This is a genomic window from Pseudomonas mandelii (assembly GCF_006438925.1).
Lineage (GTDB): Bacteria > Pseudomonadota > Gammaproteobacteria > Pseudomonadales > Pseudomonadaceae > Aquipseudomonas > Aquipseudomonas mandelii_C.
Map to the genome: position 1 here is coordinate 136,441 of NZ_RCZA01000014.1, position 26,643 is coordinate 163,083.

The following is a 26,643-nucleotide window of genomic DNA, read 5'->3' on the forward strand; positions in this document are numbered from 1 at the left end:
CAGTAACCGATGGAATTCAAAGTCGGCGAGCCCGTGTTCAGCAAAGATCGCAGTGGCCTCTTTACGGTTACTGAATATGACGTCGCATCGGACAGCTATATTGTCCAGGCCTCAGACAGACTGACACCGCCTTTCCTCGCTCCACGGGGTAGTCTGGAGAAAATCAATTCAGAGGCTACAGATCGTATGCGAGTCGAGACGCTGGCTGATGCAGAGCGGCGTGCGAAAGAGGACAGCGAACCCAAACCAGCCTCCCGTTACACACCTGAGCAGATCTTGGCGGCAAAGGCGAGAGAGCGAGTCATCAGGCACTTGCATGAAGCTGCAGAGGTAACGACGGAAGATAAGCAACAAGCAATGACGAAGCTAGGCATTAAGTTAACAGTTCTCAATGAGCTTCTAGCGAAATACCGGCTGTGGCCAAGCTGGGAATCTCTCATTCCTGGTAAACCAGGGCGACGCAAAGGCGATACCCGTTTTGAAAAGGATATCGAGGACATAATAGCTACTGCCATCGTCGAGGATCATACTGGCCCAGGTGGGACAGTAAAGGCTGTCATAAATGGAGTTCGCGCTCGCTGTTTAGAACGTAATCAGAAAGCTCCGGCAGATGCGACCATCCGGAGACGATACGACCAGATTTCAGCTCGCCAAGCACTCGCTAGTAATAAAGGAGAGAAAGCTGCGCGTGATAAGTTTAATACTTTCGATAATGGAACTTTGACCACTCACGCTTTGCAGATTGTCCATGCAGATAACAGCCCGATAGACTGTCACGCCATAGATCCTGAAACTGGAGAATGGCTCGGTCGCCCCCATCTGACGTTAATTGTGGATGATCATACGCGGTCATTTTTAGGGTTTTCGCTTTCGTATCGATATCCGTCAAGAAACACACTTGCTGATGCGATGTTGATGGCCATAACTCCTAAGGCCGATCTACTTACAGAGTTTGGGCTTTCGGTTACGTATTTCTGGATACAGTACGGGGCAGGTGAGCTTTATCGTGTCGATGGCGGGGGGGATTTAAATGCAAAAACTGTTCTGGCAGCCCTTGCTAAGCACGGTATGCAGCCTGACAACCGAATGCGCCCCCAAAGTGGAGGGGAGGTCGAGCGGGGAGTAGGCAAGATCAATCCTCTTTTTTTGCAAAGGTTAAACGGTGCGATAGCCTCCAATCGAAAGATTGCACGCGGCGAAGACCCCCAGTCTATGGCGACGTATAGCGTTACTGACTTATTTATACTGATCATAACTCAGATTTGCATTTGGCATGAAACTCCCGGAGATGATGGCTTTACACCAAACCAGCTTTGGATCAAAAGTTTTGGAATCCAAGATGGGATAATAAAATCTCCAAGAACTGTGAAGGATCCTCTTCAGTTTAGAATAGATGCCATGCATGAGCGCCATGTAAGAGTTCGGCGTGAAGGGATATTAACTCTAGGCCTGCTCTATAAGGTTGGGCCATACAGGAATCAGGTTGGTGCGCGTGTACGGGTCAAACTTGACCATAACAATTTACACCGTGCTTGGGTTGAGTTTGAAGATAAATGGCATGAAATAGAGCTAAAAAACAATGAGGGTATCGGCAAGGATCATCCACTCTATGTTCCAAAAACAATGTGGGAGTGGAATATCAAGCGAAAGTCTGGCCTGCCCCGGGGCGAAGTAACCGATGCCGGACTGCGTATGATTAATGATCAACGAGATCTGATGAAGACGCTGATTACTGATGGCGAGCAGAGAAGGCTCGAAGAGTCAGCTGCTCTGCGGGAGCGTGTGGTGTCTACGTTGCTCCCTACAGGCCTCGACAACGCTAAAAAGAGTGCCGGCGACAAAAAACCTGACAGTAGCGCTCAACCGCAGCGTGGCCCAGCCCCTCCGATGATGGGAGACGATGACCTATGAATCACCTTAATGAAAGGACTCAGCAACTGTTGGAATTGCCTCGCGAGGAGAGGGCGCTGGCGTGCATGCGCGAGATTTTCCTGCTGCACCCCACGGCGATGGCTGCTGAACAGAGTGTCCAACGGTTGTTGTCTTTGCCTCGCATCACCTCTAATCCCGGCATGTCCTTGGTCGCGCTCCCTGGTCTCGGAAAATCTTCATTGGGTCAACGGTGGCAAACGCAAAGCTCCATTCCGGAATCCAAGTGGGCGGGAAAAGTCATCTACATCGACCTCGTCAAGAATATTGCAAATCTGAACATCATGAAGCTCTTCCTGGCCGAGATTGGTATTAGGTTCTACAAAAGACCCCTTAACCAATCGTACCGGGACGTAGCGACGGCGCAGAGGCTGATCAGGGAAAACAACGTGCGCGGTGTGTTCATCGATGAGATCCCGCTGGTAGAACAGACGTTGTCGGAGAAGCGGATAAACCGAGAGTACGGCGCGATCAAAGGCTTTGCTGGCGCCGACTGGCAGCTAAATGTGATCCTGAGCGGGACACCTAGAGGGCTGAATAAGGTCTATGGGGAGGACGACACCCTGAAATCCCGATTCAACCTCCGGGTGGCCGCGCTTGCACCATGGGACAATGATTATGAGGGCGAGTCGTTCATTCGAGGCTATTTGTACTACATGCCCCTGATGCAGCCATCAGTCGTGAATGACACGCTCCTGAAAAATTTGAAAGAAAAAACTAAGACAACGGCCTTAGTCGATGGAGCGTACATCACATACTGCTCCCGCCGCGCTGTTAGAGATGTCGTGGGGGAGGCTTGCCGTATGGCGGTGGAGAGTGAACAGGAATACATCAATGCCGACAGCATTCTTCACGCCTGGAACAGTATGCAGGGCAAGACCGGTGCTCTGAAAAAACTGGAAATTCGGGAAGTCCCGGCGCGAGAGACTATTCCCGAACCCTGATATGAACCCACATCGGCACCGTAATCAAGCTGTCCTGAGAGAATTCAGCAGGAGTTCTGCTCGCGACTGACCGAACTTACTAGTCCAGCAGGTGTGGTGGGCTCATAAAGCGTCCACAAGAGCCCTAACAAGCTTCAGGAGAACTCAATTTTTGGTCAGACACGACACCCTTGAATTTTGGTCTGATAAATCTGGCAATCAAGAGGCGCTCAATGACTGCCTTGAGTTCTTGACCCGCCAGCGTGAGCCGGCGCCTCTTGGTCGACCCGAAGTGATGATGGTCCTTGCAGAGCCTGGTTGCGGAGCCACGGCCTTTGCTAGGCAGCTCAACTTCAGACTTCGGGAACGAGGGCAACGGGTTCTACTGATGGACAAGGTCTCTGTCCGTGATCCTGGCCGCTTCAAATCCAATCTGGACGTCTCGCTCCAGATTCACGAAATCAGCAAAAGGGCTGGGTCGACCTCGGCCACCCTGCATCGCTTGCAGCGAGCTGTATTGGAAGCCCGGCATTACGACGCCTTCATTGTTCACGACCTAGAGAATTACGGGAGCGATGAGGTCGATGAATCGACCAATGCTGCGGCTATTGTCGAGCTGATTCGAGGTAACCCCGAGGCCGGATTCGTGCTCTTGGGTGTCCCTTATACGGCTAAATGGATGAAGGTTGCGTTGAGAGATGCCAATATCGAAAGCAGAACGTTGCAGCTGCTGCCGATGCCCGCTGACGAGCGGTTCGTTCACTTCATCACAAGTCTGGCTTTACGTGTCCAGCCGCCGTGCCCGCTAGAACGTATAGATGAGATAGATGTTGCTGCCGTGCATGCAATGTCGAAAGGGAAGGTAGGACAAGCAGTAACGACACTGATGCAGCAGATCGCTGATCTCTCAACCGAGACGTCAACCAAACACCAAGAACACCAAGAACACCACGAAGCGTACCTACATCATTACGTGGCCGAGGTTGCGTCTGAAATCTCCACCATGTGGGTCGAGGCCTATGAGGAAGAGGAATCGGTTTCCCGCGATCGTGGTCAGGCAGTAGGTCATACAGGAAGCGGTAAACAGACACCTGTCATCGCATCGGAGCCATTTTCGACGGATCTGCGGCATTCCTTTCCAGCCATGGACAACGAGTCTTTCTCCTCCTGGGTAGCGAGACTCAGCATGGTGGTGACGCACAGCTCTGAGTGCATGCTGGTTGAAGAGCTCATTCAATTCTGCAGTAAGGGCGGAACCGACCCTGACATGCAATTCGGCAATCTTGAGCTGCTGAGATCGCTGAGCGTGGCAGATCGACTCTACATATCCGAGCAGTTCAGAACGGCCGTGGCTGACATGATCCCCTACCAGCAGGCTCTCAATTACTGTCCTGGGTGCTTCACATCCGATCTTGCGGCGGGCGTGAGCCCGGCCTGGCGCCTTGAATGGCGACAGGCGCGACGGTGTGTATGTTTGCGGCACGATACGCCCGTGATGCTTGAGAGAGTCGGTACGTCGGGCTTCACGCTCTTGGACAAGGCGTGGCGAGCTTACGCGGAGTACATCGACAGCCCAGCCTCCAGGCTCACGACGAAATTCCCCCTTCAGCACTCATCCTCAAATCAGGCGGAGAAGGACAGCGATCGTCTTGTTGCATTGACGGCCAAAGTCCAATCTTGGTTCGAAGGGCTGTCGGCTACGACTTCGCCTTCCGCAGATGCCGCAGAGTTCTTGCTGGCATGCTGGCTCCAAGACTCAAGCGAGACTGGCGCTCAAGGTTTTGCCCGATCATACTTTTTCTTCCGTACATCAAAGCCAATATCCGCGACAAAACGCCAGCAAGGTAAATTGTCAGCTCAACTTATGCCAGACTCATCGCGGCCTCGTGATGTCGCAGTTGCCTACTGGATGCTAGGAATAGCATTCAACGTGATTGACTCAGCCGACGCGCAGTTCATAAGAGACACTACTCGACCGTACTCCATTCCTTTCCCGGTTTCCCTCGACGAGGTAGGGTTATTAGGTTTGCTTGCACTTAATAAACGGCAGAAAAAGTGTTACTTGGCCTTGGCAAGAACTAGGTTTAGCGAACGAGACTTTGAGAGCATCGCTTGGGCCCTTTAAATTAAACGTCGGCGCAAGCGCAGGTATTAACGCGCAGGCAATGGCGTGCTAACTCAACTTGGACATCATCGACTGTAAAGGTTTGAGAGATGGCGCCAGCCCAGATCGGCTTCAATTCATTCTTTGACCACCTCGCTCGCGAAGCCAATCGCACGACCTTTGAAATCACTGAAGCGATCACAGTTCATCTGGCAGTGAGTCGCCTTGGCATTGTACCTGGCACCCGCCGTGAACCTGGCACAGTGAGAAGCTTGCTCTCACAGACCTGAAAGTATGCCGCTACCATGAACCAAGCAGCAGTTTTCCAGCACGCGTGCCCAGACCAAGGATGACGTCGTTTTAGGGTGATATTGAGAGTGTCAGACTCTGACCCATCCTGCGCCAGGTTCGGCTTGCTCATGTTTGACTTCGACTACAATCGACATGCCAAGCAGGCTGCAAGACGCTGATATCCTTGGTACTCCACAGCCATCGCTGCGCAGCACTGTTCCCACGATATCCGTATATTGGCGTCTATCGGGCAAGACTAGCGGCAGGGAGATTAGACTGATCCAGCCGTACCAGATTTCTTTAGATGTGGTATTTATCAATCAATTGACATTGGCTGGTGTGAGGGACTAGGGCCACCTCTTGAGACAGGGGGCGGGGGGATTATTTCTTATTGAGTAACAGTCGGAACGGCGGTGAATCTATGTTGAAAAAAACTCATGTTCCCGGAAATGACGTCTATGCCTTGTGGTTTGCCATTCCGACAGAAGGTAATGCAGGCAGGCTCCTCAAAGCATAACCATTTGAAAATCCACAGGATTGCATCGTGATTTGTCGACTTTCGATAAAGGTTTTTCTCAAGGTCGAAGGCTATTATACTGGGTATGTCGTCTTTCGAATCCTCTCGCGAAGCCGGAGTCATTGATGGTCAGAACGCATACGCTTGTCGAATACAGGCTCAAGGAGTTTGAGCTTGAGCAGGCGTTGCGCAACCTCAAGAAGCAGCAGGAAGAGCTCGATTACAAGCTGGACGTAGAGTTTTACCATAAGCTTGAAGACCTGACCGAGCGGCATGGATATAGCATGACACAGGTGTTTGATCTGCTGATGTCTCGGTATGAGGGGTCAGCTCAGCAAGCGAGTGGCGGCGCAGGGGAGCTGAACGCGAGAACCAATAAAGCACTTCTGGAAATGATGCAGCGCCTGGAGCCAAGACATGATCCATCGCCAGAAGATGTAGATGGCATGCCAAATAAGTCTTCAACTGGGTGTTCCGCTAAATCAGAGTCTAACTCTGAGCTGTATTCAAAGTCAGATCAAAATTCGACTCAGGAGAGTGGATTTTATTCCCTTAACGGTCGCAGTGCTGAGCATGATCTCAATCTGGCGACTGATGTGGAAGATAATGAATCTAAGGTCGGAGAAAAGTCTCATGACTAGCGTGGAAGAGTTTATCGAGCTCAGCAATAGAATAACAATGGAGTATGAGGCGATTGCGCCGCTTCTGCGTGATCCTGAAGTTGTTAAGGTTGCACGTTTTTTGGCTGAGTTAGATAACTTGGCCGGGGAATATGATTTCAGCTCACTTGAAATAATGGCGCTGATAGATCCTGGTCGCGCGCTGCAACTTGGTGACTCTAGATTTAGTAAACCAGCCAAGACGCATAAGCGTGGCAAGCGTGCCGTGCGCCAGTGAGTCCAGCCTGCGAACTCCAAGCGCCGCTGCCTCCGTCCTGGCAAAGATCCCGGCAATGCTGACTTCGCCTGAGTCCTGACATCTCCCGCGGCCTCATTGACCGAAAACCAAAAATGCTCTTGGCTGGTGGATGAACTCAAGCCCCCAATCATCGGCACACTCAGCGCGCTGAGGACGTCAGTCAGGATCGCGCCAATATCTGCTTACTGTCATTTTGTTCACACCCAGATTTTGGCATGTCTGTGCCTGAGTCTGCCCCTGAGCTTTGCATTCCTGAATCGACGCCCTCAAGGCAGGGTCGATCACGCGGCCGGCGGGGCTGGTGAGCAACTCACCGCTCAATTCAGCGCGGGCAGCAGCCAAGATGCCTTCGGCTTCTAAAGCCTTCATCTGTGCGGTAAATTTTGCTATCAGTCCATCGACTGTCAGGTCTTCTTTGACCGCAGTGGCCGCTCCGATGAGGACGACGGTGCTGACGCCGAACGCCTCCGACAAATCCTGCAGCTTGTTAAAGGTTGGGCTCGACTTTTCATGTTCGAGTTGACGCAGGTACTGACGATTGCTCCCTTCGGGAATTGACTCTTGGGTCAACCCTTTCTGAGATCGCAGCGCGCGAAGTATCGCGGCGAAAGGCACCTTCATCGGCGCAAGCATTTCTCAAAATGCGAGGATGTAGCGATGTCGTGCCGTAACACACTAACGCATATAGTAGGCAATGAGTTACTAGGTGGTACGCACAAGGCAGCCCCTTTCTGGCGGGAGATTGAGAGAGCTGAGTGCAATTCGATGGCTTGGTGACATCTCTCTGCTAGATATCAATATCAATATCGAAAACGGGATTTAGTAAGCGGCCCAAAGCGATCGAGCAAGCTGTGTCGGCTTGTTTCCGGAAGGTGTTACGGATTAGTTACCATGTGCGTTGGAGCAACAGGGTAGGGTGACCGGCCTGTCGTTTTGCGATCAAAGCGGAGGCTTGCGCGACGGATCTCCTTTTCAGACCGGCATCATCGAAGACCGAACCTGGGTAGAGGAGTACGAGCTCATCATCGCAGCCGAAGGTGTCTATGTCGTAGCACACCGTTCGCACGAGAACTGGGCGACCCATTCCGTCGCCCGCTGGCACTGACCTTAGGTATCGATCGCCCCGGCCTGCCGCGGCTCCTTTCCTTATCCACCTCGGCTATGCGGACGGTATGAGTCCACCAAAGCTCTTTGGACAATCGGGGATAACAGCGGTTAGCAACCCTAGTAAACTCTACCGAACTGAGTAGAGCTTCCCTCGAGATATTGTGTGAACCCAGATCTAACTGAAGAAGAGATGCGCAGCGCGCTTTTCGGCGACACTGAGCCTTCACCAACAGGGGCTGAACCACCGGAGCAGGAATCGGTTCCACAAGTGGTATTCGTGAAGCTAGCGCCGCCTGTGGCAAAGAAGAAGGTAGCGAAGGCTTTCACACCCAGGCTGCAGGTAACCCTGCGCGTAGGCAATGAGTTTGAAGGCAAAACGTTTGAGCTGATCCACGAGGCCGACACGCTCAGCAAGCTGTTGGCAGAGCAGGAAGCAGTGAAAGCGGCCAAGAAGAAATACCGATATGTCGAGGTGGTGTCGGTCAAGTCTATGTAGTGGATTCATCCGGCGTACCGTACCGATGGATCTTCAGTGGTCATAGTGCGATGTGGCTGCAATCCGCCCCGTAAATTTTTATATAAGGTTATTAAGGTATGTCTTCACAGCCCTTGCCCAAGCAACGGGACGCTGAAATCGCTGTCGTTCAAGATCAACATCCTTCCCTTCTACTCTATCTCGCATTGACCCTCATTGCCGGCGGGATGATATCAACGGGGTTTTTCTTACAGAAAACTCCGGACTGGGCAGGGTTGCTGCTCAATCTCGGCTCAGGTTTGATAGGCAGCGTAGTCATTCTGATATTCGTTGACCGCAAGCTGAGATCAAGTGAGATCTCTTCGCTGTCGCGCCTGCCAACTGTAGGTGTATTTCGAGTCGGGACGGCCCTGCTGCCGAGTCATAGGGCCGCTTTTCGATACTGTAGATCTCTAGTGGCCTCACTGGAGCCGAATCTGGGCCACGTAATCAGACTGCCAGGGTTTGACGAATTAGAACGTCGTGCGCAGCATGGTTTTCTGCTCAGAGGTTCAGCAGGGACTGGCAAGACGACATGGGCACAGCTCTACGCTTCAGACTCGTCGAGGCGTTACTTGCAGGCCCAAGCTACTGGGCGCGTAGTCGTGGTTTTGCCTCTCGCACGATGGAAGTACGATAGGAGTCTTTATCAAACATTGTATGAGCATGTTTTTAAAGCCTCTCGGTGTTCATCGCGAACGTTTAGGAAGCTACTTTCATCGGGGATAGTGAGTGTGGTTTTCGATGGGTATGACGAGCTATTCGACGGGGGATCCCAGCTCAGAGCAGAACACTCTGAGTTAAGTGATAAATATCCCAAGATTGCATGGATCTTAACCTCCAGAACCATAGAGCCATTGCCTGGGAGTTTTGGAGAGGTGGTTGGGATGCCAGGGCCTGACCCGGAAGAATTTGACGTTATTCGCAAACGAGTCTTGGAGTCTTTTACGTCTTAATTAATTTACATGCGAGCGACGCCCTATTGCATATTGCTATCGTGGGGATTTGCGTGCACGTTTGCATTGAACGACTTGCGTCCGCTATACCCATTGGGCGGGCGGATGTCAGCTTCCTACGGGCTTGAAGTCCAGTGACACTCTGTGCCAGCTGTTATCAAATTTGGCAAACCCTTACGCTGATTGATCAGAAAAGGAGCATTGCTATGTCCCCATTTGCCGCAGCCCTTATGAATTCCCGAATCGCGCATTCAATGTCCAGGTTCAGAGCCGCAGAGTGCGCCGGGGTGAGTGAGCGTACCTGGAGGTCTTACGAGCAAGGCCAGCGAGCACCTCGCAAAAGCGTTGTTCGAAATTTCTATGACAGTTCGGGTATCCCGATGACGGCGGATACCGCCAAGATGTTAAGGGCTTCTCACGCAGCCCGCGTGGTGAGTATCACTTCTCTGAAAGGGGGCACGTATCTCAAGGCACGCGCTGATAAGGACTCGGCTGCTTTGAAACCCTTTTGCAACTCGCCTTCTGTGACACTAGCGCTTGTCTTTCTAATAAGTGAGCGACATTCGCTGGAAGAAGAATTGGACTACAACCTGGCGAGTCTCGATCACGTGCATCTTAATATCTTCATCCCGCAAAGCTACCTAGAGTTCAGCCAGCCATTCGTTCCTAATGGGATAAACCATGTTTTCCAAATCGGCCACAAGGTCTGGACGGTGGCAGATGTTGCTGAGCGTTGGAAGACTGCGTGCATCCCGCAAATGGAAAACGACACATCGCTGCGCCATCCTGCAACGAGAATCGGCGCTCTTTGCGCGTCGCTAATCTTTCCGGATCGGGTGCCCTGGTTCCTCCTCAGCGATTGAGGCAGCAACCGGTGGCCGTAGCGACCACTCGATTTTGTATCTTGGCCAGCCTCAGTGAATAAACTAGTAATCCCACATCAGCCCCTGAGCGGGTCATCCCTGAAGATCCGAAACCTGGGGTAACGGTAGGGATTCATTGCGCCGAACGCGAAGGTTTGAGTGCTCGCTGACTCGCGAATGAGACTATCTCCGGCTATCCCGCAGCCTGGGGTAGACGCTATCATTCTGCCAATTACCTCGTTAGCCTCTTGGGCTTAAGCGCATTTCGACAAGGAAGTGAGTGTATGGCTTGTACTGCCCGGTGTATCTCCGGCCGCGTTCAATTTCCGCACCGAATAAATTATTCCCAGCTTAACCCTATCAAATCCGCACTCAGTTCTTTCTGCGCATTGAAGGCGGAGGTATTGCCATGAGCAAACCAAATGAGGCCTTGGAAGACGCATTATCCAAGGCGACCGCAGATGCGGTCGCGAAAAGCCAGGACGAGGTGAGCAAGCTCAGCAGGCGTGTTGCCTCTGTATTGGCCCAGATGAGTAAGACGGCAGACTTTGCGCTCTCCCAGCGAGTACCGGACGCTGAAGGCGACGTAGCCCAGACGTTAGCTGACATTCTGAACGAAAAGCGTGGATTGATCCTGAATCTCGTTGAGCGCCAACGAAATGCACTGAGCACGTTCAATATCGTGCTTTTTGGTCGTACGGGGGCGGGAAAGAGCTCGCTGATCACAGCATTCACGCGAGGTAACGGATCAATTGTTTCCCAAGGTGAAAGTGACTGGACAACGGACGTTCAACCACTCGCCTGGAATGCATGCTTGATCTACGACACGCCGGGCATCAACGGGTGGGGACGGAATAACGCGCGCAAAGATCTTGAAGAGCGGGCCCGTAAGGCAGTCGAGGTCGCCGATTTTGTTCTGGTCTGCTTTGACAGCCAAAGCCAGCAGGCAGATGAGTTTGCCAAGTTTGCCGCGTGGGTCAGCGAGTATCGCAAACCAGTAATCGCGGTACTCAACCCGCGAAACGCTATGTGGAGAATGCCGGGCCGCGTGTCCGCACCAATGGCCCGCGGTAATCTTTCACGAGCAGTCAGCGAGCATGCGACCAATATCCGAGATGAATTGTCGCGCCTCGGCGTGAATGACGTACCGGTTGTTGCGGTCAGCTCCAAGCGTGCTGTCTTCGCTCGGGCGACAATGCCATTTGAAGGCCCTGATCTTGAAAGCCTGACCAAACAGAGGAATCTGTACAGCTGTGACAGTCTGGAGCAATGGTCTAATTATCCGCGTCTCGAAGACCTGTTGGTGTCGGTGATCACCGATGCGGCGGTTGATATTCGGCTTGGCTCCCTGAATGACCAGCTAAGGGGTGTTTTTAGCAGTTTGAGGCGTGCTATCGATGAAATCAGGCATGAGTCCATTCTGGGTGCCGAGTCACTAGAGAGGAACATGCTTGAACCGATGCTGGCGCTCGTGGGCTATCCAGCATTAGATGATTCGGATAGAAGAAAAACTCTGGCAGTTGATGACGTGGACTTGTTGACTGAACTTGAACAGATCAGAGGCGGAAGGTTCCAGGCGTCGCAGGAGGGGGAATACGCTCAGCAAATCTCACTAATGCTCGGCACCACGTTGGGCAACCTATGTCACGCTTCGCTCAGTAAAGCCGATCGCATTGTCCGCGTTGCATTCGAACGTCGTAAAAAGCTGTCTTCGGAAGACGTCAGGGCAGAGTGTTTCGATGAAAAAGAAATTATCGAGCAAGCGCAGTCCGTGCTGGTGCGCGGCTTGCGGTTTCTTCAAGCTAAAGCGCGACTGACACTCAGTGATGCCAAGCTGGAAATGGATATTCGGCTTCAAGGATGCACGATCGATGGTGATGCGGGCAGTGGTTGGAAGTACAGCGCCTGGGCGATAAAGGGGGGCGGTGTACTGGCCGGTGTAATTGGCGCATTAGGAAGCTTCGCTGCCATCAACGCCTGGAATCCTTTCGGGTGGGCAGCTGGTGCAGCGGCGGCCATAGGTCTTGCTGGCGCTGTCGCCGCTAGCTTCTTCGGTTGGGGAGGGCAGAAGGCGCGAGATCAGGCAGAGCGTGAGCATCTGGAAGGAAGGCGGGGGGCCACGGCCGAGCTGCATCAGCTCATATACAAGGCATATAGTGGTGTAAGGGAAGAGGTGCTTGCACAATCGGAGCTCGTCCTACTGAGTGCTACACGCGATCTGTTGTTTCCAGCTGTTCGTAACGCGCTTTCGTTGCGCCTGGTCGCGCAGAGATGCGCGACAGTCATAGAGACCATTAACGAGCAATCTGGCTCTCTTGATGTCTCACGCAACGCACAGCTGCTGGTATGGGAGATCGCCCAAAATCGCGAGCGGGAGATGTTCAGCAAACGTCCTAATGCTGGCGCGCTTTACTGGTTAGGTGAGGATTGGATTGAGGATCCGCACGGCCTGACGCTGACTCAGGGAGGCTCAATCGCTGGAAGAGCCAGAACTTACGAACTCAACGTATTCGAGAAGCTGTTTCTGGGCATGCGCGGCTTCCTTAGTCGATTTACCCGCGATCTCACACTTCCGGACTCCCTGGCGTGGCTCAATGATGTGCAGCAAGCTTGTGCGCGTTACCCAGGAGACGAAGACGTTCTGAAAACCCTCGTGGATTACTCGCGGTCAGGCAGGCCGCGCATTCATGTTATAGGCGACTACAACACCGGCAAATCCAGCTTCATCAAGCGGCTGCTGCTAGATGCTGGCCTCCCAGTGCCGGATACGCTCAAGGTGGCCGGCAAGCCATTGACGGATGTTTCGCACACGTACGACATTGACGGTGTCGACCTTATTGACAGTCCTGGCTTCCAAAGCAGCCACCACGTGCATACTCAAGAAGCTTGGGCCGCGTTGGCTGACGCCAGCATCGTCATTTTCCTCCTGCAACCCAACCTGATAGTGGGAGATGATTCACCGTTGCGTACGGTCATTTCTGGCGACTACGGCAAGGGAATCGTTGATAAACGAGACAGCACGTACTTCATTGTCAACCGCTCAGACGAACTGGGGGTCGACCCGGAGCTTTCTCCTGACGTCTATCTGAAATTGGTAGAACGCAAAGGTGTAGAACTGCGACAGGCGCTGGCGTCGCGTTCTGTCAATGTTGATGAAAGGCAGATATTTTTCATGTCGAGCGATCCCTATGGGCTCGTCGGCGACCGCAGTGACGCAGACGCGTCAGCTTTTGATCCCTATCGAAACTGGGATGGTTTCACGCCTTTTATGGTGGAGCTTCGTGCATTGCGACAAGGTTTGTCGGTGTCGGGCATAGCCCATTCGATCCTGCACGGAGGCATCCATCGGCTGTGGCAACAAATACTGGTGTTGCGATCTGAGCTGGAACAGATGCGCAGGCAAACTACAGAGCTCGAACAACTCAAGCTGCTCATCCTGGAATGCATCGACCAAGGCGATCGGCTTGGTGAGAATTATCGGTTCAGGCTCCGATCTCTTGTGCACAACAAGGCGAACGCGCTTAAGCAATCGATGCTTTCGGAGCGTGATCCAGTCAAGCTGAAAGCAAAAGCGGAACACCTACATAACTGGTGGAGCGACCCGGAGCTTGAAGCGGATATTATCGACTGGCAGACAATGTTCAGTAAGGATCTGGAGCGATGGCAGCATTTATCGAATGAACGTATTTCTCGTCGGATAGAATCTGTCACTTTTCGGCATGCCTTCAAACGCGAACAGCCTAGAGGCGAAAAAATTAACGATGCCAAAGGTAAGGGGTGGGCGTTTGAGATCTTCGATAAAGTCGGACGTTCATTTGGCGGCGCTACCCGGGATGTCGTTTACAGCATTGGCAAATCGCTTGGTTTCAAGTTCCGACCATGGGGCGCAGTAAAGCTGGCCAAAACCTTCGCCAAAGCGGGGGCGGTGATTGCAGTGATCGGAGTTGTGGTGGACTTCGCCTTCATTTTTGTGGACGAGAAGCGAGTCGCAGAGCGCGAATCCGCCCGGAAAGCACTGGCCGATTCGCTGGATAAATCCTCGGATCAGTTGATTGAAATCTTGACCGAGGGTACAGACGACGCTCCAGGGCTCATAAGAGGAAAGGATGAGCTTGTCGGCAGGTTCCGAGAGTGCGACGAGGCGTTGGGGCGCGATATTCTGATACTCAGCCAGCAGTATGAAACGACTTCAGAACGTGTTGATGTGTATCGAAGCCTATGCAGCAGGGGCTTGATACTTTTAGGTAAGAATGGAGACGAACTTGAGTAACTCGACAGCACACCTGATCGACCGAATCTGGCAACACCTACTGAGTTACGTCCCGTCCACGGATGTGGTGGCGAAGTACCGCGACCAGTGGCTGACGATTGCCGAGATACCTACCGCCCGATTCGTCATCTTCGGTGCTTACGATGCTGGCAAAAGTAGCTTGTTGAAGCGGTTGTTGGTCGATTCCGGTAGCCCGGTGCCTGATTGGGTTGTGATCAGTGCTCGACGTGAAACGTTCGAAAGTGCAGAAACCCGCGCGGGTTCCATCACCTTTATCGATACGCCTGGCTTGGGAAGCGGTAACGCTGAGCATGACACGATAACCCGCAAGACACTGCAGCTTGCTGACGCCTACATCTGGGTAATGCCACCGCAACTCGTTACTTCTGGCCAGTCTGATTATGTCTCACTGATCAGTGGTAGGTTCTTTCACCCGAAACTGCCAGCTACCGCGCTGAAAGGCGTGACCGTTGCTGTCATCTCCCGCATGGACGAAGCAGGGGTGGATCCCGGCGACAGTCCGGATGGCTATGCAGGCCAGGTTGAGAAAAAGCTGCAAGAGCTTGCCAGTATGCTCTCCAAGGATGACTTGGCAAAAAACGTTGCGGTGGTTCATTGCGTCGTGGCCGACCCGTATCAAATGGTTGGCAACATGTCTGATCCAGATAGAAGCATGTATGACATTGGCCGGGACTGGGACGGAATTGCCGCTCTTGAAACGACGCTCCATAGCTTGGAAAAAGACAAGCCACGCTTACGCGAGCTCTCGGGACTGCGTTTTGTGTATTCGATAGCCGCAGAGCTGGAAGAGGCGGTGCGGGCCCAGTCGGGTGTTCTGAAGTTGCAAGCAGAGCGGTTTGACAATGACTCGCAACGGTACGCGTTGTTTAGCCAAAGGCTACAAAGCCAAGCGGCCCACGCTGAGATGGACTTGAGAGGCCGCATCGAAGAAGCGCTTCGCCCCACCGCACAGGCAGATATGGAGGACATACACAGGGTGTTGGAGCAATTGGAGGCTACGCTTGCTGAAACTATCGGGCTGTGGGCGACGGACAGCACCTCAACACTGCAGAGACTGGCGCAGGAAATAGAACTTGAAATCCGTGAGTCCAATAGCCGGTTGGACATCGGCAGCCTGTTAAATAAGGAGGGGTTTGCGGCCCAGGCTTCCAATAAAGACGAGGCTGAGTCGGGGTCTTTCTCCCAGCACAGCAAGCGCTTGTTCGGTTTCCTTCCTGTGCTCGGCCAGTCTGTAAAAAAGTTAGCTGAGTCTGACATTGGAATGTCGATCGAGGAGGCGCGTGTCAAGCTCGGGGAGCTTGTCGGTTTGACCGGGGACGAATTGAAGGACGCAATCGCCAAAATCTTTAAGTCAAAGGAGGCAATGGAAAAGGCCAGCAGCTACGTGCGCTGGACTTCGGCGATTACTGCATTGGCTCCGCTTGTCACAGAACTGGCGTCTGTAGGCACTGACCTGCTGCAGCAGCATTTAAGTCAACAGCAGATTGAAGCGGGAATCCAAAAGCGCGAGTCGCTCCAAAGACAGCTTGATAAGAATATAGGTGTTATTCGGGAGCAGGCTTTGCGCTTTTACACGGATTCAAGCCGCGCCTTGGATCAACAATTGCTGGCACGTCAGCAGGAGTGCGTCGAAGCTAAGCAGGAAGTGCTGGATCAGCGCCTACAGGCTGAAACCTTTCTGACAGGGCTAACAGCTTTGCTCGACTGACCCCAACATCGTCGTATGCGCAACGCACCAGCCGATCCGGGCCTAAACCCCTGATCGTTCGTGCTCAGATTGTGTGGCGCTGGATGGTAACGCGGCATAGCGTTGAGAATGCCCCTGCACTTCTGTAGTTTTGGTGAGCTAGCGCACTATCCTGCAGAGGGCAGAGACACCAGATGAGTCGGCCTCGATGAAGCGAACAGTCCTTTATTCTTCTTCGCTTACCCAGCTTCGTTAAGTGGGCGGCGACCGTCACTTTGGTAATAGGAGCCTAGCTGCTGCGTGCCCCTGGTCGAAACATCTCCATTCGCGACGTCGAAAACGTCTCGCTACAACTTGGATCCCTGCTGCGTCACTCCAACCAAATAGAGCACTCGATCCGACCGGGTAGATTTCAACGGCGGTATGTGGCGACGTTCGACCTTCAACCCACCTTGCTCATTCGCTGACAAAGCAAATCAGCAGATTTGGTCGGGGAACGCCATTTTCTGAAAGGTCATTACGTTTAGCTGCAACTGCTGGTGATCTCCCCCCCCCAACGACGACTTACTCAGTGCAGGGCCTGCGAAAATTCTGTTTTGTGCCTTCTCTTGATGCAGAGGCCGAATCTGGCATCCGCCTCTCAGTGATGACATTATCTCGCCATCTATAAATATCGCTGGTGGAGAATGGACTTGCTGGATCTTAAGGATGACGAACAGCTCAGGGCTGCATGTATTAGCCTCCAGGAGCAGGTGATGTCCTTGGCGGGCAATCAAAGCTGGATCACCGAATTCCAGAAATGGTTGGTGCGTGTCAGGGATGTGTCTCATGAAGAGTTCCTAAGCAAGGACTTCCAACTGGCGCTCTGGGACACCGAGGCCGTTTCGGCAACAGGCATGGGGCGCATCAACATTTCTGCGGTCGCCGAAAATTCGGCAATCGCAGAAAGCCTCTGGCAACTGAAGCAAAAGTACGCGCAGACCCGGGATCCTATTGAGAATGAGATGCTCATCGCTGACGCTTGGTCTCAAATTGCATCCGCGGTTGCTGGGCTGACCAAAAGAAACCCTCGACTCAAGATGTACCGCGTCTTCGCGTTGCTTTGTCCAGGCGCTTTCACGTCGATAGCGCATCATCGGAAACTGCGCGAGCTGGCTCATTCCTTGGGGCTTCCACTAAGCGGTCAGAGGCGTCATCTGCACCGACTCGTATTGAACCGGTTAAATGAAGTGCTGGGGGAAGTGGCTGACGTTTATTCCAGGGAGGGCGTCTCACGTTTGACGTTGCCTTGGCTAATGTTCGTTAACTATGTTCAGAACCCAGAAGGCGAAGCCACCGAAATATCCGATCTAGAGACAGGTGACGAAGTACTCAAGCCCTTGCCTCCTGAGAGGAGGAGGCGCGGTCTGCTGGCGATTGGCGGAGGCACGGCCACCATTCAAAGCATGATCGACTTTGCAACAGATGGATGCACTCGTGAAGACTTCATCCAACACTTGCAATCGATCAGCCCTCAATCAAAAACGTCGACTTGCAACACTCAGCTGAACGCTCTGATCGCCGAATGGGGCGTGCTGCGTGCCAACGCAAATAACTTGCAATTAACACCCCGCGGTGAGGCATTCCTGGAGTCGGGTGATCCAGATGAGATCATTGACTGGATGATCACCCGCATCTTGGGGTTTGACTATTTGCTAGCGGCATTGCGTGACACACCGTTATCCAACCGTGATGCCATCCTCACACTCAGAAAGGCAAACCCTGGATGGACAACTGATTTCGCCCCATCAGCGATTATTGGTTGGTTCAGATACCTTGATCTGGTCACGATCTCCGAGAAAGTGCTCAGCCTTACCGAAAGGGGTAAGCAGTGGGTTAATCGCATTCACTGGGAGCCTAAGGGCCTCGCGAGCATTCCAGGTATCAGCTCGTCCTTGGCTCAAGTAGCCCCAGTACAGCTCGATATCGAAATTGAGAGGCCGAAGCTAGGTGCCGTGATTGCCCGATTTGATCAAGAGTTTCGCTTCCCAGAAGAGCTGATCGGACAACTTGATGCTGGATTGTGGGGGCATCCGAGGCGTCATTTCGCGGTGCTGACAGGCTTGAGCGGTGCGGGAAAGACGCAACTTGCCCGTAACTATGCGCTGAGTCTGTGGCAGGACGATCCCGAGCCAAGTGAAGGGTTGCTGATCGTTCCTGTCCAGCCAGGCTGGCACGACTACACGAGTCTGCTGGGTTACGTTAATCCGCTGGAGTCAGACGCGTATGTGCGTACCGGCGTTCTGGATTTCCTCCTGCAGGCAAGCGCCAACCCGACGAAGCCCTACACACTGGTTCTTGATGAAATGAACCTCTCTCATCCGGAACAATATCTGGCGCCTCTGCTTTCAGCGATGGAAACCGGCGAAACGATCGTCTTTCACGGTCAAGTCGACGAGATCGATGGTGTTCCTCCAGGTATTCCATATCCGAGCAACCTCGTGATCATCGGCACCGTGAACATGGACGAGACCACTCATGGATTGAGCGACAAGGTGCTGGATCGAGCCTCTGTGATCGAATTTTGGGACATTGAGGTCAAAGCATTTCCTGGCTGGCAGAAGAGCTCGCTTGAGGATGAACAGATTTCAATCGTCAGAAATCTCATGTCCTCACTCATGGATGTGCTTCGTCCAGCTCGACTGCATTTCGGGTGGCGCACGCTCAACGACGTGATTGGCTATCTGCAGCAAACGCAGGCGGGTGGTGTCATCGAGTTCTCACGTGCACTCGACCATGCCATTTATTCGAAGATACTCCCCAAGTTGCGCGGTGAAGACAGCCCTCGACTGCAGGAGGTCTTCACATTGCTCCATACCACGCTCAAACATGCGGGGATGGGAATGTCGCTGCGCAAGGTCAAAGAAATGGCCGACGACCTGGCTCACTCCGGCTCGACCAGATTCTGGCGGTAGACCATGTCGATCATCTTGCAGGTAGAGCAGGGGGATGCTCGATTTGACGTGCACCCAGGTCAGTTGAACCCAGGTTTCATGGAGAAGAAGGCTTATCGTTTTACCGCGCTTGAAGGCTTCTCCTTCTACATTGATGACGTCTTGATCGAGACGGTCGACGAAAACGGGGCGTGTGCGTGGTTATGGTCGCCAGGCTTTTATGCAGGAGAGGTCGCGGCAGAGCTTCTGGATGACCAGGGGCGGACTGCCGCCATTTACCGGCTGGACGTCTCAGCAGCTGATAATAAGCTCGGAGGCCAGGCATTCGCTGCCATGGTTGAGGCGATTCTGGATTTCGACCCGGCTCTCGTTATGGGCACAGAAGAGGCTCAGTTTGGAATTGGCCATGATGGAGCACTAACCAACCCGCATTTGCAGTATGCGAGGCTGAGGCGCTATGGGGATCGGCTTCACCGCGCGCTCAAACAGATATCTCAGCGGCCGCTAACAACCTTGAAGAGCGATCGCACGTCGGTGAGTGCCCACACGGTCAAGCGGTTGGACTCCGCATCCGTGCATAAGGCACTCAGAGGGCCGACGGGACAGGCACTCTTGCATCCTGCTAGCACTCAGCGTCCGGCCTTGAATACTGTTCGCTTTGAGGTCAGCAGATCTTACGAGGAAGAGGACAATCCGGCCAATCAGGCCATTGGACTTGTTCTCTTCGATCTCCTTAGACGTTGTCGGCAGGTGGTGAGGGGGCTTCAGCATGCAGCTGCCACTGAAGTGGTCTGCGAAACCCGATCAGCGTTAACGCCAAGGCTCGTACGTCGAATCGCGTTCACCGAGTCGCTTGCTCGCAAGCTTGAACGGCTTCAACGCGCGAGACCTTTCTGCATCGTGACTGCCAGGCGTCTATCGGCTTCTGGATTGAATGCGATCTCTGCTCACCCTGCATACGCGCGAGCTTATCGGTTTGGTTGGTACGCGTTGCGTTCAGGTTGGTTTGGAAAGGATCCTGATGAGACGCTGTGGGTCAGCCCAACATGGGAGATTTATGAGCGGTGGTGCTTTGTGACGGTAGTCTCACAGCTGCAACGTCAGTTTCCTGAACTCGTCTGGAGTCGTGAATATCGATCGGTGGGTTTAAAAGAAATCGTGTGGCGGGGAATAGCGGCTGATGTGACCGTTGAGGCGTGTTACCAAGTCCGATGCCCAGCGATTGATCAACCTGCGCATCGCGGTTTTCAAAGCTTATCGCGAGAGCGATATCCGGACATCGTCGTGACGTTGGACTCGCCTTCGGCGAAGCGCTTCTTGGTTTTCGACGCGAAGTATCGCAGCGCCCGCGCCAGCGTCCTGGATGCAATGGAGTCAGCGCACATTTATCACGACAGTCTCCGGTGGAAGGGCATCAAGCCTGACGTTTCATTGCTGCTGATACCTAGGGCAGACAAAGTAACGGCGCTTGTCAGCCCGACCTATCATGCGGACTATGGGGTCGGAGCTTGGCAAATCGGGGCTGAATCAGAAGGGGAGGCACTGGGGATCGAGCTCAAACGTATTCTGAGTGCAATACCAATCGCGGCCGCTCCGGCGCGTACAATTGCAACTGGAACGGCGAAGTAATCGATTGCGTCCCCGGTAGCGCTCAACTCGCTGACGATCCCGCAACCCGAAATAAAGTCTTCGGCTCCCGGCGTATTGGTTGGCGAGGCCATCGTTCACAGGAAAATGGAGAATCCATGAGCAAGCAGGTATGTGTCGATTGCATCACTGACAGTTATTTACAGACGAATTTTGCCGACAACGATGTCGACGAATGCGACTACTGCAACGAGGAGCGGCCGGTCGTAACGCTGGAAGAGCTGGTTGAGGAGCTCGAAGAAGCAATTCAGGCGTCATTTACCTATGCCGAGCAACCCCCCCGTAGTTATTCATCATGGATACCCACATAGCTCATCAGCCCCTTGATGTCCCAGCCACTTGCCGACGCCCAGGATGCGAAGCCTCGCCGGATCGAGTGGGTGCGGTACAGCTCTTCAGGCAATCCGGCCTGAGCAGCATCGGAATCAGGCTATGAGGTTGGATGGCGGTGTCCGCCAGATTTCCCAAGCGATTGGAATAGGCGGGTAGTCAAACGGCTTTGAATGGTGGGGCCCGGTTGGATTTGATTCAGCGCATCGCGCACTTTTTATAGAGACTCCGCTTGCGCGTGCCACGGCTCCAGCTCGTCATAACTGAATGGCCAGGCAGGGGAAATCCCCTCTTCGTGCTCCATGGCATGGAAAACGGCGGGTGCCAGAGTGCACCTCGCACCGTTCAAACGGGTTTCACATATACTTTCTAAGCCCTGATGGTCAGATCCTTTGCATGTAGCAGGAGGGCGTTCGTAACAATGCGAGCGCTTTTCTTCAGACCCCTTCAAGGCGGATGAGCGATCATCCAATGCCAAGCTCGATGCATCGACAGTGGTGAGCTGACCCATTCGTAGGGTTTCTCGCGGATCCCATCACCATTGAGTTGTCGGCGGCCGAACGGCAGCGCGATGGATCATCCGCTAGCAATTTGGCATTATCATGAAGAGGCTGCAGACGCGAATGAATAAGGTTTTTCGATCTAGTAGTTGTAACCATCACGGCAAGCTGAGCTGAGGATCATTTGCCTCAAGCCTAGTTGAACGTCGCCAACCGAGTCACCGTATCAAGTCTTTGCACAAGGACGCGAAGTGATCATTCAAAAATCTGTAACCATAGACAGCATTGAAGAACTGCTGGCCACAGAGTCAATGCATGATTCTGTACGCATTCCGCTTAACACCAGCTATGGCGGAATATTCGGTATCGAAGCGGCCTTGACCCAGCTCATCATCACTTGGGCAAAAGGGGAGGGTGAGAAGGTTTTACACCTCCACTGCGATAAAGACGAATGGGCATCCCATGTTGCCACGCTGGGTCGATCCAGCGCCGGCCTCGCCGGTTTGGTCATGTGCACTAAAGTTGACACAAAAAGCCATGTCGAGATCGAGAAAAGCGATGCTTTATTGACACTGTTACCAATGATTCAGGCGATGTATGACGGAGTTTTAAAAGAAACGAGCAACACAAGAGGTGCCCGTCCCACGGTCATCAACCTGTTTAGCGTAAGCAGCGCACGACGAGAGTATATCAAACCTTTTTACGCTGGAGGTGTGGCGCCCACAGTACATCCTAGTGATGCTTTTGCAGGCATCATTGACAAGGCATCCACTCTGATGCAGACCAAAGCAGATAGGCGTGCCTTGATGAAGCATGGTCTGGCCTCATTAGGTAATGTAATTTTTGAGCTAATATTAAACGCTGATCAGCATGCTACTACTAGTCTTGATGGTAAAAAATATAAAAAGGGATTGCGCGGGCTAACTATTAAATACACCAAGGTTCAGAGAAGTCAGCTGAAAGATAAATTTACCGGGTCGGCTGCGACGTTTGAACGGTTTCTAGCTAACAATATGACGCAGGGTGATACCCTCGACCTTTTGGAGGTTTCAGTTATTGATAGCGGCCCAGGCATGGCGCGTAGATGGTTATCGCACAAACACGGACGGATCATTAACGATCTCACGACCGTCACTATCGAAGAAGAATTGGCAGCAACCATGGAATGCTTTGAGAAGCATGTGACATCAAAAGATGATGAGGTATCTGGCATGGGACTTCATCGAGCTACGAAGGCCATGAACGATCTCAGAGCATTCGTCAGGCTCCGCACCGGGAGATTGTCCCTTCAGCAAACATTCAGCGGAAAGCCGCAGACTGCAAAATTCGCCCCTAAGCCATGGAAAGCAGATGGAGAACTGTCAGCTGTGGAAGGAACTGTCTTCACTATATGCATCCCGGTGAACTAAATGACAGATCTCTTGGATTTTGAGGCTTGCCTCAATGAAGGTTCTCCTAACGCCATCAATATTGTGGTGTTTTTTAATGGGCCTGACCGGATAACTCCCGAGCAAATCACGTATGCATTGCAGGTACAGCTTCAAAAGTATGTCCTTCCAGATCATGTTTTGTTTCTGACGCCTGATATCTTCCGGGGGCAGGTCAAGGATGAGCTAAAAAAGGACAGCTCGGATATCTCTATAGCCCTGCAGCGCAAAGGCCAATCATCCAATGTCAAGTATGGGTTTGGTTTTTTTAGTCATGATGGACGACTTTCAAGCCACGAAATATATGAAGGCACTGACAAAGACCTAAGCAAGCGGATCATCAACTCCTTCGATTATATTTTGGATGCCGGCCTGAAGTGTTTGGCAAAAAAATGCAATGTGCTAGAGAGGGCGCCATCCGGCTTTTTATTTTCAAAGCCATCGTCCCGCGCGGCGAACTATTTCATAAGGGCAGATGCTTTATTGGCAGAGGCCGCCAACTCTCATTTCATTGCACTGGCGTGCCTAAAACATGTAGCCCCCGCGGAGCTTTCCACAGCCCCAAAGGTAATATACATAGACACGATTTCGTTTCTCCCTGTCGCTTTGTCGATAAAGCTATTACTGAACACTTTTGGCAAAAATAGCCCTCTTGCCATTCGGTCATTCAAATCATATGAAGGTATGTCGGGATGCGCTCCTTCGGGCAGCGTTGCGCTCTGCCTGATCTCGGCATCAACCAATTGCGGCCTCGCGCAGAAATGGTACGAAGAGAATGGTTTCGATGCCTCAAAAATAATCACCATCCTGTCATTTCTGAAGAAGTCGCCATACTGCTCAATCGTTTTACCCTTGGAGAAACCCCATGATTTCAGCACCAGCGACGGTTCAGACCCTCGGCCATTGATCAGAATTCAAGGTGAGCGTTTCGTAGCACAGCATTCCGAGACAAAATTTCTAAACATCTCTGTCAAACATGCTCATGATAAGTTGCAAGAACGGTTTGAAAAATTTGTCGGCAAAGGTTTTTTTGGATGCTATGGCCAAGGCGTAACTGGCAATCGAAGAACTGTTTGGGCAGACAGGGCAAAGCTGGCAGCAGACGAAGAGTTTCAGAAGTGGCTCAGTGATTGCGTCATTGAAGAAGTCTCGCTATCGACGAATACCATTATCTATGATGATGACCCCGCTAGCTTGGCAATGGCGACGCGTGCCAAGTCGCTATTGGAGGGGTACGGGCTCACGATTCTCCATTTTCTGAGCTTTGACGATCTGGAGAATTTGGAGACATTTGTCGGTGGTGCTCTGATTTTGGCGGCGGCGGCCGAGAGGGGGTCTCGATTACTGAGCGTGAGCCGACGGTTGAGAAGCAATCAGGAAAGTGGGACACGGGTTTATCTCGTCGGAGCACTCCTTGGTCGATCGTATGATCAGATTACAGAGCTGTCCTCTAATTTGACCCAGCCACCCAGTGGCGCTAAGCGTTATTCGGTCAAGAGCTATCTGGAATTCCCTGTCTCAAATCCAATCTGCAATAGCCATTGGGAAGATGAGGATAACCTGTTATCGCGGATTATCAGCCAAAGCTCTCGACCACCGGCTTTCGTCATCGAGCGAGCCAGTGAGCTAAAGATCACGGGTGATTCTGGTCTCATTGAGTCCGCTTTTTGGCGCTCAAGTCGCACGGGCGACCCAATGAAGATCACCAAAGGTTTTGCATTTGTAAATGACAAAACAGATGTGACATCCAGTACCAGCGTTGAGATTTTCCTGACGATAAACTGGGTGCTTCAGAATGCCAGGCAATCCGCTAAAGTTGAGGAGGGCAAGAAGTTGGCCTCCATCGAGCTTCAGCAGGTTTTGCTTTCTCCGGAAGTTTTCTCACGCTACGACGATGGTGTGATTCAGGCCGCCTTTCTTCGGGCAGCTCACCCGGCAGAAATGGATTATAGAGAGCACGAAGGCTACAGCATGGCGATGTCTGACATCATCAAGCGGATAGTCCGGGGCTATGGGTCTTCACGCGGAGAGGCAGCACTCGAATTCATTGTCGCGCTTTGCATCGGTAAAATTGCTCTCCATTCAAATGTTGCGAGTAAGCTGAACGAGTTTATTTGCATTCACATGGAATCGCACCTGAAGGGTATTAATACCTTGTTCACTAAAGATTCAGAGGCTCTTTAGTTTTTTGATAGGCCTTTGCAGTGGCCGAGTGTTGCTGCTGTAAAGGCCTGGTTTACTTGGAGGTTCCAATGTCGACGACCTAGCCAAGGAGGAAAGATTGATCGCGGTTGCGCAAAACGCAGCAGCAGCGCTTAACCATATGATGTCCACACCCCCTCCGAAACGTCTTCATGAGCTGACGATCCTGACCTGAGCGTTGTCGAGTGACCACAGCCAGACTGTCACTGATGATGAACCTCAAGCAAGGCTATGGAGCCCCTATAATCCATAGGTTGTGAGCACGGTGGATGGGGAGAAAGCGCCGAACGACGCGAGGTGGCAGGAAGCCACGTTGGCGCGGCTTGCCAATGTATGAAGCCACCCCATGTGCTGCGCAGAGCAACATGCATAGGTTTCGGCATGGCGCGATAACTGCTGTCGGCGCGCACTAGTCTATCGGTATCAGGAAGTCATACTCTACCAGCAAGATTAAGATAAAATTGCAGGTGTTCGCTCTGGGCGCCATGACCAGGATCAAAGGACAGCTCTGCGGTAATCGTGCGATCGATGTGCGCTCCTGACTCACCTGCTGGCGCGTTGCGAATTCGATCAGGATGCCCCCAAGCGGGCGGGAGCGGCCTTTGCAGCCAGGCCGCCAAACGATACCCCCGCATCGACATAACGAAGCGCCGATTTCATATCCTTCCAGCCCACATAGCTCATCAGCCCCTTGATGTCCCACCCATTGGCCGACGCCCAGGTTGCAAAGCCCCGTCGCATCGAGTGCGCGCTATACAGTTCTTCGGGCAGCCCGGCTTCCTTGAAGATCCGGCGCAGCATAGGAATCAAGCTATGAGGTTGGATGGCCTTGTCCGCCAAATTCCCCCAGCGATCCAGGCGGCGGAAGACAGGCCCCTTCGTGAGGCCTGCTACGGTAATCCAGTTGATATAGGCTTCGACCGGACACAGCATTGTCAGCGCCGGCGTCTGAAAGGTTGTCCCTTCGTGCAGGCGATCACCCTTGGTGTGAGCCAGGAAAAACGTGATGCCTTCACCGCTATGGGCTTTGGTGTTTTCCACCGTGAGCCTGGCCAGCTCATCCCCGCGGAACCCACGCCAGAATCCGATCAGCACCATTGCCACCGAGCGGCGGTGGCGCAGGAGCGTCTTGTAGTCACCGCGATCGAGCGCGGCGGCGGCTTCTGTTTCCAACCATTTCACGGCCTGTTCGAGATGCGTTAGTAGGTAAGCGACCCATAAACCACACATGGCAAAAAACCGATGTGTGCATTTAGCGCGAGATAGTCGGGGAACAGTTCCACGGCAGCAAGGCTTCGAAGTCTTCTACCGAAGTAGCTTGTGGCAGGCGTTCAAGTACGTGGCGCAGCCACGTATAGGGCTCTTGGCCGTTGGCTTTGGCAGTTTCGACCAGGCTATAGATCTGCGCACTGGCCGTCGCGCCCTTGGGCGTGTCGCTGAACATCCAATTTTTGCGACCAATCACAAAGGGTTTTACCGCTCGCTCGGCCTTGTTGTTATCGAT

General features: G+C 52.8%; 18 protein-coding genes. 15 read left to right on the forward strand and 3 right to left on the reverse strand.

Annotated features, from left to right (window positions below):
* The first annotated feature begins 9 nt into the window (after positions 1-9).
* From EAH74_RS28145 to EAH74_RS28165, 5 genes are all read left to right on the forward strand, one after another.
* Positions 10-1,911, forward strand: coding sequence for a transposase family protein (locus EAH74_RS28145; RefSeq protein ID WP_140683016.1), 1,902 nt, complete (start codon positions 10-12; stop codon positions 1,909-1,911).
* A gap of 29 nt (positions 1,912-1,940) precedes the next feature.
* Complete coding sequence (locus tag EAH74_RS28150) at positions 1,941-2,873, forward strand: TniB family NTP-binding protein (RefSeq protein WP_161600343.1); 933 nt, start codon at positions 1,941-1,943, stop codon at positions 2,871-2,873.
* A 151-nt stretch (positions 2,874-3,024) separates the two neighbouring features.
* Positions 3,025-4,977, forward strand: coding sequence for a TniQ family protein (locus EAH74_RS28155; protein WP_140683022.1), 1,953 nt, complete (start codon positions 3,025-3,027; stop codon positions 4,975-4,977).
* A gap of 912 nt (positions 4,978-5,889) precedes the next feature.
* Entirely contained in the window at positions 5,890-6,405 is a 516-nt protein-coding gene (locus EAH74_RS33490) for a hypothetical protein (RefSeq protein WP_240050576.1), read from the forward strand.
* A complete protein-coding gene (locus tag EAH74_RS28165; RefSeq protein WP_240050577.1) occupies positions 6,398-6,661 on the forward strand; it encodes a hypothetical protein in 264 nt (87 codons plus the stop codon). The genes EAH74_RS33490 and EAH74_RS28165 overlap by 8 nt, the downstream gene beginning before the upstream one ends.
* A gap of 177 nt (positions 6,662-6,838) precedes the next feature.
* Here the strand turns inward: EAH74_RS28165 and EAH74_RS28170 are convergent, their stop codons facing one another.
* Positions 6,839-7,303 (reverse strand): helix-turn-helix domain-containing protein, encoded by a 465-nt coding sequence (locus EAH74_RS28170; RefSeq protein WP_140683025.1) that lies wholly within the window; start codon positions 7,301-7,303, stop codon positions 6,839-6,841.
* Positions 7,304-7,952: 649 nt separating this feature from the next.
* Between EAH74_RS28170 and EAH74_RS28180 the strand changes: the two genes are divergently transcribed.
* The 10 genes from EAH74_RS28180 (at position 7,953) to EAH74_RS28230 (ending at position 25,121) form a co-directional block, all read left to right on the forward strand.
* Positions 7,953-8,285, forward strand: a complete 333-nt coding sequence (locus EAH74_RS28180) for a hypothetical protein (RefSeq protein ID WP_140683027.1) — start codon at positions 7,953-7,955, stop codon at positions 8,283-8,285.
* 206 nt (positions 8,286-8,491) lie between these two features.
* Entirely contained in the window at positions 8,492-9,259 is a 768-nt protein-coding gene (locus EAH74_RS34015) for an NACHT domain-containing protein (protein WP_430539803.1), read from the forward strand.
* 206 nt (positions 9,260-9,465) lie between these two features.
* Entirely contained in the window at positions 9,466-10,122 is a 657-nt protein-coding gene (locus EAH74_RS33495) for a helix-turn-helix transcriptional regulator (RefSeq protein ID WP_240050578.1), read from the forward strand.
* A 409-nt stretch (positions 10,123-10,531) separates the two neighbouring features.
* Positions 10,532-14,392 carry a GTPase gene (locus tag EAH74_RS28200; RefSeq protein WP_140683033.1) on the forward strand — a complete coding sequence of 1,287 codons (3,861 nt, stop codon included), beginning with the start codon at positions 10,532-10,534 and terminating at the stop codon, positions 14,390-14,392.
* The gene (locus EAH74_RS28205) at positions 14,385-16,121 is read left to right on the forward strand and encodes a GTPase (protein ID WP_161600344.1); all 1,737 of its coding nucleotides are present in this window, start codon (positions 14,385-14,387) and stop codon (positions 16,119-16,121) included. The genes EAH74_RS28200 and EAH74_RS28205 overlap by 8 nt, the downstream gene beginning before the upstream one ends.
* Positions 16,122-16,792: 671 nt before the next feature.
* A complete protein-coding gene (locus EAH74_RS28210; protein ID WP_170206643.1) occupies positions 16,793-19,054 on the forward strand; it encodes an McrB family protein in 2,262 nt (753 codons plus the stop codon).
* A 3-nt stretch (positions 19,055-19,057) separates the two neighbouring features.
* Entirely contained in the window at positions 19,058-20,662 is a 1,605-nt protein-coding gene (locus EAH74_RS28215; RefSeq protein WP_140683042.1) for a DUF2357 domain-containing protein, read from the forward strand.
* A gap of 116 nt (positions 20,663-20,778) precedes the next feature.
* A complete protein-coding gene (locus EAH74_RS28220) occupies positions 20,779-20,991 on the forward strand; it encodes a HEPN-associated N-terminal domain-containing protein (RefSeq protein ID WP_140683045.1) in 213 nt (70 codons plus the stop codon).
* A gap of 770 nt (positions 20,992-21,761) precedes the next feature.
* Positions 21,762-22,919, forward strand: a complete 1,158-nt coding sequence (locus EAH74_RS28225; protein WP_140683048.1) for an ATP-binding protein — start codon at positions 21,762-21,764, stop codon at positions 22,917-22,919.
* Positions 22,920-25,121, forward strand: coding sequence for a hypothetical protein (locus EAH74_RS28230; protein WP_140683051.1), 2,202 nt, complete (start codon positions 22,920-22,922; stop codon positions 25,119-25,121).
* A gap of 588 nt (positions 25,122-25,709) precedes the next feature.
* On the opposite strand, the gene EAH74_RS28235 is transcribed toward EAH74_RS28230, so the two are convergent.
* A complete protein-coding gene (locus EAH74_RS28235; RefSeq protein WP_205012929.1) occupies positions 25,710-26,321 on the reverse strand; it encodes a tyrosine-type recombinase/integrase in 612 nt (203 codons plus the stop codon).
* Positions 26,322-26,391: 70 nt separating this feature from the next.
* A partial coding sequence (locus EAH74_RS28240; RefSeq protein ID WP_140683057.1) for a transposase domain-containing protein occupies positions 26,392-26,643 on the reverse strand: 252 nt, incomplete at its 5' end.